General features: G+C 75.1%; 4 protein-coding genes and 1 pseudogene. 3 read left to right on the top strand and 2 right to left on the bottom strand.

From position 1 onward, the window contains the following. Positions 1-742 (top strand): annotated as a pseudogene (locus E4P40_RS26980) (GTP-binding protein HSR1); the annotation flags it as partial. Here the strand turns inward: E4P40_RS26980 and E4P40_RS26975 are convergent. Continuing rightward, positions 739-1275 carry an ATP-binding protein gene (locus E4P40_RS26975; protein WP_245160621.1) on the bottom strand — a complete coding sequence of 179 codons (537 nt, stop codon included), beginning with the start codon at positions 1273-1275 and terminating at the stop codon, positions 739-741. The pseudogene E4P40_RS26980 and the gene E4P40_RS26975 sit on opposite strands and share 4 nt — an antisense overlap. A 127-nt stretch (positions 1276-1402) precedes the next feature. On the opposite strand from E4P40_RS26975, the gene E4P40_RS26970 reads away from it, so the two are divergent. Further along, entirely contained in the window at positions 1403-2095 is a 693-nt protein-coding gene (locus tag E4P40_RS26970; RefSeq protein ID WP_135161372.1) for a GAF and ANTAR domain-containing protein, read from the top strand. Positions 2096-2110: 15 nt separating this feature from the next. Here the strand turns inward: E4P40_RS26970 and E4P40_RS26965 are convergent, their stop codons facing one another. Continuing rightward, a complete protein-coding gene (locus tag E4P40_RS26965; protein WP_135161371.1) occupies positions 2111-3046 on the bottom strand; it encodes a nucleoside hydrolase in 936 nt (311 codons plus the stop codon). 289 nt (positions 3047-3335) lie between these two features. Between E4P40_RS26965 and E4P40_RS26960 the strand changes: the two genes are divergently transcribed. Then, positions 3336-3564 (top strand): hypothetical protein (locus E4P40_RS26960; protein WP_135161370.1); only part of this gene is annotated, 229 nt, incomplete at its 3' end.

Below are 3564 nucleotides of genomic sequence, written 5' to 3'. Positions count from 1 at the left end.
CCTCGGGGACGCGCTCGCCGCGGCGGCCGGCGTGCCCGCGGTGACGGCGGCGGTGGAACGGTCGTCCCTGCGCGACGGCACGGCGCGCACCGGCTGGCCCCTGGTGCGGTGGACCCGCAAGCTCCGCCCGGACCCGCTGGCGCGGCTGCACCTGGGCGACGAGCGGGCGCGCACCTCGCTGCCTCCGGCGTCGCCCGTCGAGCTGGCGGGCGTGACCACGGCGGTCCGGCGTGCCCGCGACGCCATGGCCGAGGGGCTGCCGCAGGCCTGGCGCGACGACCTGCGGCGCACGGTGGAGGTGTCGGAGTCGGGGCTCGCCGACCGGCTGGACCGCACGGTCGCCGGCACCGACCTCGGACCGGACCGGGTGCCCCTGTGGCAGCGGGCCGCCGGCGGGCTCCAGTGGTTGCTGGCGCTCGTCGCGCTGGCGGGTGCCCTGTGGCTGCTGGCCCTCGTCGTCCTCGGGTTCTTCCAGCTCGACGACGTCGTCCCCCTGCCCCGGGTCGAGGGCTTCCCGCTGCCGACCCTGCTCCTCGTCGGCGCGCTCCTGGCCGGACTGCTGCTGGCGGTCCTCTCCCGGCCCCTGGTCGCGCTGCGGGCCCGCCGGCGGGGGAAGGCAGCCGACCGGCGGCTGCGGGCCGCGATCGAGGCGGTCGCCGAGGAGGAGGTGCTCGGGCCGATGGCCGAGGTGCGGGAGGACGCCACCCGGTTCGGGACGGCCGTCCGGGCTGCCGGCCGCTAATCCCGGTGGATCTCCGGCGAGCGCGGCTCGGGCAGCTGGCTGCGGCGGCGCTCGGTCGTCTCGTTCCGGCCGGAGGGCAGCCGTGCCCAGACGTGCTTGCGCCCGGGCCGCTTCTCGTAGCCGAAGCTCGTGGACAGCTGGGCGACCAGGTGCAGGCCCATGCCCCCGAGCGCGGGGTCCCGGTCGACCGCCGGCACCGGCGGTCGCTCCGGTGCCTCGTCGCTGAGGTCGAGGAGCCAGCCGCCGGGTCCGGCCACGACGAGGGCACGGACGTCGCCGCCGCCGTGGCGCAGCGCGTTGGAGGCCAGCTCCTCGAAGACGAGGAGCAGGCCGTCGCGGGCGTCCTCCGTCGATCCGCTGGAGACCGACGGGTGGGCGATCCGTGCCCGGAGGTCGCTGCGTACGCGGGAGACGACGTGCATCGCCTCGAGCTGCCAGTGCCACACGTCCCCGGGTACCGACGGGACGGGTGCGCACGGCCAGGCATGCTCGGCGGCGTGCTCGGCCGGCTCCTCGGCCTTGTCCCCGGCCACATCGCCTCCCCTCACGTCCGCACAGCGGGCCGGCGGAGCGCTGCCCGGCCGGGTCCATCCTGACCGATCGGGACCCGCGGCGCAGAGGCGGGCGGGTCCCGGCCGCTCCACAGGGCAGACTGTGCGCGTGGATCAGTTGCTGAGGGACCTGAGCCGGGTCGCTCTCGTGGACCGGACCCTCGAGGACGTCCTGACCGAGATCACCGCCATCGCCCGCCGGGGGATACCCGGCGCCGACGCCGTCTCGACCACGCTCCTGCGCAACGACAAGGCCTACACCGCCGCCTACGACGGCGAGATGGCCCTGGCGGCGGACGAGCTCCAGTACGAGCGCGGCTACGGCCCCTGCATGGATGCCGGCCGCGGCGGGGTGGTCCTGCGGATCGACGACATGGGGACCGAGGAGCGATGGCCGGACTACGTGGCCCGCGTCCGCGCCGAGACCCCGGTCCGCAGTTCGCTCTCGGTGCCCCTGCCCTACCAGGGCGCGACCATCGGCGCCCTCAACATCTACTCCAGCGAGATCGCGGCGTTCGCCTCGCCGGAGTCCCTCACCGCCGGCCTGGACGCCGCCGAGATCATCGCGGTCGCCGTCGCCAACGCCGACTCCCACTGGCAGCTGGGCGAGCAGGCCCGCAACATGCGCCTGGCGATGGACTCCCGGGCGGTGATCGAGCAGGCCAAGGGCGTGCTCATGGCGCAGCGGCGGGTAGACGCCGAGCAGGCCTTCGAGATCCTGCGGGAGGCGTCCCAGCGCTACAACCGCAAGCTGCGGGACATCGCCCTCGGGATCGTGGAGTCGACGAAGGGCGGCCGCTAGCGAAAATCCGTCGGCTCAGCCGTCGAGAGAGGCCAGCCGGGACACGAGGAACTCCACCGTGGCCGCGCTGTCCACCTTCTCGGCGATCTCGACCGCGGTGGGCGCCGCCGACTCCCGCTCCCCGGCGACCGTCCGGCCCCGTTCGGGGCCGAGCGAGGTGTCGACGACGACGTCGCGGCGCACGGTCCCCAGCGTCCCGGGCAGGATCGCCTCGGTGACGGCGAGGGCGTCGTGCACGACTACCCCGGTCGTGCCGTAGGCGGTCCGCGCGTGGTCGAGGTACTGCTGGAGGATCGCGGCGGCCCGGTTGCCGATCGGACCCGCGGCGGCGAAGCGGGCGATGCCCTCCTCGCCGAGCACCGTCGGCAGGGTGACGTCGAGGCCCACCATGACCGTCGGCAGGCCGGCGCCGAACACCGCCTGCGCGGCCTCGGGGTCGGCCCAGATGTTGAACTCGGCCGCGGCCGTGACGTTCCCGCCGCGCCAGGCCGCCCCACCCATCACCACCAGCCGGCCGATCCGGGCCGCCGCATCGGGGAAGACCCGCAGCAGCAGGGCCACGTTGGTCAGGGGTCCGACGGCCGCGACCGTGACCGGCTCCGGTGAGGTCATCAGCAGCTCGGCGAGGGCGACCACCGCCGGCCGGGGATCGACCGCCGCGGGGGACGGCGCCAGCTCCACCCCGCCAAGACCCGCAGTGCCGTGGACGTGGCCGGCGCGCTCGGGCTGCGGGTGGACGAGCGACTCGCGCGCCCCCGCGGCGACCGGCACGTCGGAGCGGCCCGCCAGGTGCAGCACCCGCAGCGCGTTCTCCGTCGTCCGGGCCAGCTCGACGTTGCCGTGCACGGTGGTGACCAGGCGCAGGTCGACCTCGGGACTGGCGAGGGCCAGGAGGATCGCGAGGGCGTCGTCGATGCCGGGGTCGGTGTCGATCACCAGGGGGACGGGCACGGGGCGATCCTGTCAGCGCCGCCGTCCGACACGCCGCGCGCGTCGGGACACCGGGGAGATGACCGGAGCCCTTCCCGACCATTTCCACGCTCGGAATGCACTTCTTGTCGACAAGTCATCGGGCACTGGAAAGGGTCACCGACCGGTCCGGAATTGCTTCGCAACGGTTCGGTCACGCGCATCTGCGCGATTGCCGGAGGAACGCGTCGAATGCGTCGCCGGTCCCTACCTTTCTCCTTGTCCGCAGCACCTTCCCCGGCTGCGGACGCGACGTGAGGCAGGAGGCGACATGAGCGGCGAGACGGCCCACCCGGGCACCGCGGTACGCATGACCGCCGACCTGACCGGCCGCGACATCGGGAGCAGTCTGGCGGGGCTGATCGACTTCCTCGACCGGGCCGACGGCGTCGCGGGTTCCCGCACCGCCCGGCGGCCCGCGGCCGCCCGCCCGGCCGCCCTGCGCTCCGGGTCCGTCCGCACAGTGCCGCTGCGGTCCGTGCGACCCGCGCCGATGGCGC

This window comes from Blastococcus sp. CT_GayMR20 (assembly GCF_004570345.1).
Note: the sequence above shows the minus strand (reverse complement) of the source record. Positions and strands in the feature narration are given on the sequence as shown.